This is a genomic window from Rhizobacter sp. P2_H2 (genome assembly GCF_056403375.1).
Window position 1 is genome coordinate 1 of sequence record NZ_JBFUFP010000301.1, and the last position, 5,520, is coordinate 5,520.

The 5,520-nt window shown below is 67.0% G+C and carries 6 protein-coding genes and 1 pseudogene; 4 read left to right on the forward strand and 3 right to left on the reverse strand.

Annotation, left to right across the window (positions count from 1 at the left end; translation table 11 throughout):
* The 4 genes from AC1D15_RS16355 to AC1D15_RS16370 all read left to right on the forward strand — a co-directional run.
* The coding region (locus AC1D15_RS16355; RefSeq protein ID WP_477826793.1) for an ABC transporter permease at positions 1–768 on the forward strand (768 nt) is incomplete at its 5' end.
* A gap of 50 nt (positions 769–818) precedes the next feature.
* Positions 819–1,982 (forward strand): BMP family ABC transporter substrate-binding protein, encoded by a 1,164-nt coding sequence (locus AC1D15_RS16360; RefSeq protein ID WP_465112664.1) that lies wholly within the window; start codon positions 819–821, stop codon positions 1,980–1,982.
* 128 nt (positions 1,983–2,110) lie between these two features.
* Positions 2,111–3,088, forward strand: coding sequence for a Rieske 2Fe-2S domain-containing protein (locus tag AC1D15_RS16365; protein WP_477826797.1), 978 nt, complete (start codon positions 2,111–2,113; stop codon positions 3,086–3,088).
* Positions 3,085–4,122: an adenosine deaminase gene (locus AC1D15_RS16370; RefSeq protein ID WP_477826794.1), complete on the forward strand. Its 1,038-nt coding sequence runs from the start codon at positions 3,085–3,087 to the stop codon at positions 4,120–4,122. The genes AC1D15_RS16365 and AC1D15_RS16370 overlap by 4 nt, the downstream gene beginning before the upstream one ends.
* Positions 4,123–4,135: 13 nt before the next feature.
* On the opposite strand, the gene AC1D15_RS16375 is transcribed toward AC1D15_RS16370, so the two are convergent.
* The 3 genes and pseudogenes from AC1D15_RS16375 to AC1D15_RS16385 all read right to left on the reverse strand — a co-directional run.
* Positions 4,136–4,435: a DUF6881 domain-containing protein gene (locus tag AC1D15_RS16375; RefSeq protein ID WP_477826795.1), complete on the reverse strand. Its 300-nt coding sequence runs from the start codon at positions 4,433–4,435 to the stop codon at positions 4,136–4,138.
* Complete coding sequence (locus AC1D15_RS16380) at positions 4,436–4,804, reverse strand: HYD1 signature containing ADP-ribosyltransferase family protein (RefSeq protein WP_477826796.1); 369 nt, start codon at positions 4,802–4,804, stop codon at positions 4,436–4,438.
* 132 nt (positions 4,805–4,936) lie between these two features.
* Positions 4,937–5,520 (reverse strand): annotated as a pseudogene (locus AC1D15_RS16385) (hypothetical protein); the annotation flags it as partial.

Genomic DNA, 5,520 nt, shown 5'->3' on the forward strand with positions numbered 1-5,520 from the left:
ACCGCGGTGCACACCGGCAGCGACTGGCTCGCCTTCGCGGCCGGCGCCGGCGCCGGCGCGCTGCTGGCCGCGGTCTTCGGCGCGCTGGTGATCTGGCTCAACACCAACCAGTACGCGACCGGGCTCGCGCTGAGCCTGTTCGGCAGCGGGCTGTCGGCCTTCCTCGGCACCGGCTTCGTGCAGGAGAAATTGTCCGAACGCGCGCACTTCCAGCTGCCGCTGCTGGCCGACATCCCGTTCATCGGCCCGGCGCTGTTCCGCCAGCACCCGATGGTGTACGCCGCGATGGCGTTGACGGCGGCACTCGCCTGGTTCCTGTACCGCTCGCGCGCCGGACTGGTGCTGCGCGCGGTCGGCGAATCCCCCGAATCGGCGCACGCACTGGGCTACCCGGTGCGCCGCATCCGCCTCGCGGCGGTGATGGCGGGCGGCGCGCTGTGCGGGCTGGCGGGCGCCTACCTCTCGGTCGTCTACACGCCGCTGTGGGTCGAGGGGATGGTCGCCGGCAAGGGTTGGATCGCGCTGGCCCTGACGACCTTCGCGACCTGGCGACCGGCACGCGTCTTGCTCGGCGCCTACCTGTTCGGCGGCGTGACGATGCTGCAGTTCTACCTGCAGGGCGAAGGCGTGCAGGTCTCGGCGCAGCTGCTGACGATGCTGCCCTACCTGTCGACCATCGTCGTGCTGGTGCTGATCTCGCGCAATGCCGGCTGGATCCGCGTGAACATGCCGGCGTCGCTCGGCAAGCCGTTCTTCCCCGGCAGCTAGCCCCGGTAGCTGGCCTGATAAATTCTTGCGTTCCTCACCCTGGAGTTCCCATGACCTCAATCTCGAAACGTGCCCTGCTGAAGCTCGCAGGGTGGAGCACGCTGGCGGCCGGCACCGCGCTGGTGGGCTGCGGCAAGAAGGAAGAGGCGCCTGCGCCCACGCCGGCACCGGTGGCCGCCGCCTCGGCCGCGGCCCCGAAGCCGGAGCCGCTGAAGATCGCGTTCGCCTACGTCGGCCCGGTCGGCGACGGCGGCTGGACCTTTGCGCACGACAACGCGCGCAAGGCGCTCGAGAAGGAATTCGGCGACAAGATCCAGACCAGCTTCGTCGAGAAGGTGCCCGAGGCGGCCGACGCCGAGCGGGTGTTCCGCGACATGGCCAGCCAGGGCAACAAGCTGATCTTCGGCACCACCTTCGGCTACATGGAGCCGATGCTGAAGGTCGCGGCCGACCTGAAGGACGTGAAGTTCGAGCATGCCACCGGCTTCAAGCAGGCCGAGAACATGCGCACCTACGACAGCCGCACCTATGAAGGCGCGTACATGGCTGGCGTGATCGCCGGCGGCATGACGAAGACCAACACGCTGGGCGTGGTCGGCTCGATCCCGATTCCCGAGGTGATCCGCAACATCAACAGCTTCACGCTGGGTGCGCAGTCGGTGAACCCGAAGATCAAGACCAAGGTGGTCTGGGTCAACGAGTGGTTCAACCCGCCGAAGGAAACCGACGCCGCGCAATCGCTGATCAACGGCGGCGCCGACGTGCTGATGCAGAACACCGACTCGAGCGCGGTGCTGCAGACGGCCGAGAAGGCCGGCAAGTACGCATTCGGCTGGGACAGCGACATGACCGCCTACGGCCCGAAGGCCCACCTGGCCTCGAGCATCATCAACTGGTCGCCGTACTACATCAAGGCGACGCGGGATGCGCTGGACGGCAAGTGGGCCGGCAACAGCGCCTCGTGGTGGGGCGTCAAGGAAGGCGCGATCGACCTGGTGTCGATCTCCGACAAGGTGCCGGCCGAGCTGAAGGAGAAGGTCGAGAAGGTGAAGGCCGGCCTGAAGGACGGCAGCTTCGCGATCTGGAAGGGCCCGATCGTCGGCAACGACGGCAAGGAAGTGCTGAAGAAGGACGAGGTCGCCGATGACAAGTTCATGAGCGGCATCAAGTTCTTCGTGAAGGGCGTCGACGGCAAAGTCCCCGGCGGAAAGTGACACCCACCCCCGAGGCGCTTCGCGCCTCCCCCTCAAGGGGGCGCCTCCAGTGGCCCGGCAGAGCCGGTTCCACGGAGTCCGCTTGATGGGTCGCACGCTGGCGCGGCGACATGCCTGCTGAGAATGGCTTGGTGGAAGCAACGCTCTGGCACCCGGTCGCCGACAGCTCTGCGCTGACCGACGGACCGCTTGCCGCGCGCTTGCTCGCCCACGACCTGGTGCTGTGGCGCGACGACACCGGCCGCGCCCGCACGTTCACCGACCGCTGCCCGCACCGCGGCACGCGGCTTTCGCTCGGGCGCGTAGTTCAGCACGAAGGCCGCGCCTCGCTCGAATGCCCGTACCACGGCTGGCGCTTTGGGCACGATGGCGCCTGCGTGCTGATCGCGTCGCAGCCGTCGTTCGCGCCGCCGCCCTCGCATGCGGCCTGCGCGCATGAAGCGCAGGAGGCGCATGGCCTCGTGTGGGTGCGGCTGCAGCCGGGCGACACGCCCCTGCCCGCCTTCGAGGCCGAGACCGACCCGCAACTGCGCAAGCTGCTGTGCGGCCCGTACGACGTGGCGACCTGTGCCGGCCGCATCGTCGAGAACTTCCTCGATCTGTCGCACTTCGGCTTCGTGCACGACGGCTGGCTCGGCGAGCGCGCGCAGCCGCAGACGCCCGCTTACACCGTGCAGTCCACGCCGACCGGCTTCGTCGCCACCGGCTGCAGGGCCTGGCAGCCGCAGAGCAACCGGCTGTCGACCGAAGGCAGCTGGGTCGACTACCGCTACGAGCTGACCGCACCGTTCAGCGCGGTGCTGACCAAGCTGCCGCAGGCGCAGGATGGCTACCTTGACGTGATCGGCCTGTTCGTCTGCCCGCTCGACGAGGAGCACAGCCGCGTCTGGTTCCGCCTGGCGATCACCGACCACGATTCCAGCGACGACGCGCTGCGCGCGTTCCAGCACACCATCTTCACGCAGGACCAGCCCGTCCTCGAGTCGCAGCAGCCCAGGCGGCTGCCGCTCGCGGACGGYGAGGTGCACTGCGCGGCCGACCGCAGCTCGGCCGCCTACCGCCGCTTCCTGATCGAACGCGGCATCCGTTTTGGAGCCATCGCATGAACCTCGACGCCATCCCTCGCGACCGCCTGCCCGCGCTGCTGTGCGCGATGCCGAAGGCCGAGCTGCACATCCACATCGAGGGCTCGCTGGAGCCGGAGCTGATCTTCGCGCTGGCGCAGCGAAACGGCGTGTCGATCCCGTATGCCAGCGTCGAGGCGCTGCGCGAGGCCTATGCGTTCACCGACCTGCAGAGCTTCCTCGACATCTACTACGCCGGCGCGAGCGTGCTGCTGAAGGAGGAAGACTTCTTCGACATGGCGATGGCCTACTTCCGCCGCGCGGCCGCCGACAACGTCGTCCATGCGGAGCTGTTCTTCGATCCGCAGACGCACACCGAGCGCGGCGTCAGCTTCGAGACGGTGATCAACGGGCTGACGCGGGCGGGCGAGACGGCGCGGCGCGAACTGGGTGTCAGCAGCGCGCTGATCCTGTGCTTCCTGCGGCACCTGAGCGAAGAAGCCGCGTTCGAGACGCTGGCACAGGCGCTGCCGTTTCGCGAGCGCTTCATCGGCGTCGGCCTCGACAGCAGCGAGCGCGGACACCCGCCGGAGAAGTTCGCGCGCGTGTTCGCGAAGTGCCGCGAACTGGGATTGCGGCTGGTCGCGCACGCCGGCGAGGAAGGCCCGCCGGCCTACATCTGGAGCACGCTCGACGTGCTGAAGGTCGAGCGCATCGACCACGGCGTGCGCTGTGTTGAAGACCCTGTGTTGGTGAAGCGGTTGGCCGCCGAGCGCATGCCGCTGACGGTGTGCCCGCTGTCGAACGTGAAGCTGTGCGTGTACCCCGACATGGCGGCGCATCAGCTGGGCGCCTTGCTCGATGCGGGCCTGTGCGCGACGGTCAACTCGGACGACCCGGCGTACTTCGGCGGCTACATGAACGCGAACTTCCTCGCGACCTTCGACGCGCTGCCGGCGCTGGGGGCGCGGCAGGCGTATCAGTTGGCGAAGAACAGCTTCGAGGCGAGCTTCGTGGATGGCGCTCAAAAGGCTGCGTGGGAGCAGAAGCTCGACAAGGCATTCGCCGCCTTCTGAGGTCCTGCAGGTCTCAAGCCTGCAGTTTCCAGCGTGATCCAGCGATGGCAGCCCGCCACGCCATCTCGAACTCCCGACCATCCAGCCCCTCGATCACGAACTCCGGATCGGCCGCGATATCGGCAGCGAGCGGCACGGGTCTTTCGCCCAGGAACGTGTGCCCGCTTGTCTGGTGGTCGCTGGCGAAGCCCATGTGGCCATCCGCGAAAACCTCMACCTTGMGGACCTCATAGCGTTCCGCATCGAGTTCGCTCAGGAGAAGAATCGGCTCGGAGGCATGCTGGTGAAGCCAGCGAACTTTCACGTAGTCCATTCAGTTTTCTCCACTGCGGATGAGCCGCCCCGAGAGATCGAGAGGCTCTCGACCAAGCACAACATACACGCCGTCGCGGCCTTTCAGTACGTCGATTCCCACCATATCGATCTCGATGAAGTGTGTGAATCGCCGTGCCTGGAACGGTTGCCCCAGAAAGCACCTCGACAACTGGCTGGAGGACAGTGTGCCGGGAACCCTGTCCGAAAGGTACTGACCTTCACCGTACCGGACATCTCGTGGATTGTGTCTCTTCAGGGATGGCAGCAGGTGGCCCGTCTCGAGGATTCCTCTCAGGCCAACGCCGTCCGTGTAGTGAAACAGCGTCGTGCGTCGGTTACTGCCGTGAATGATGTCGGTGCGGCTCATGGTGCCGGCAGTCCTCGCGATGCGCCGAAGAATCGGCGAAAACCCGCGAGGCTTTCACAGACACGCTCTTCACGAAACCTGTGAAATCGTGTTCGTGCGCCAAAGCAACAGAGACATGCAGACGCTTGCGCTTCACTCCCGCCACATCCGCCCCGCCCAATCCGAGAAGGTCTTCAAGCGCTGCGCCTCGGCCCCGTGGTTGCGCGCCGACATCACGCTCCAGGCGATGTACTGCTCGCCGGTCCAGTCCACCCAGCCGCCGACCAGGTGCGGCTGCCCCTTCGCATTCAACGGCAGCGGCGTGCGCTTCGGATCGAGACAGAAACGGAAGCCCGACTTGATCTCCGGCTCGCTGCCGAACAGCGCATTCGGATCACACCGCCGCCACTGCTCGTAAGTGGTGTTCGCATACAGCGCGTTGTAGAGCGAGATCGAGCTGTTGATGAACATCAGGTGCAGCCCCGGCGTCACCGCGTCGAGCTGGCGGAAGCGCGACTTCTCCCAGTCCTCCGGCCCGCGGTCGACCACCTCGCCGACGCCCAGCTTGTGGATCGCCAGCGAAGCCCGGCTCTGGTGCCCCTTGTTGCGGAACAGGTCGGTCGGCGCGGCCGGATCCGGCTGGTTGAACGGCAGGTCGGTGTTGGCCAGCTGCGCGAGCTTGGTGCGCACCTGGAAGTAGCGCGCCAGGTGCATCGCCGACACGGGCCCCGGTGCCT

Bases quoted from the DNA above. Each gene is read 5' to 3' on its own strand.
- AC1D15_RS16370 (WP_477826794.1), top strand. From the start codon at position 3,085: ATGAACCTCGACGCCATCCCTCGCGACCGCCTGCCCGCGCTGCTGTGC.
- AC1D15_RS16380 (WP_477826796.1), bottom strand. From the start codon at position 4,804: ATGAGCCGCACCGACATCATTCACGGCAGTAACCGACGCACGACGCTG.
- AC1D15_RS16360 (WP_465112664.1), top strand. From the start codon at position 819: ATGACCTCAATCTCGAAACGTGCCCTGCTGAAGCTCGCAGGGTGGAGC.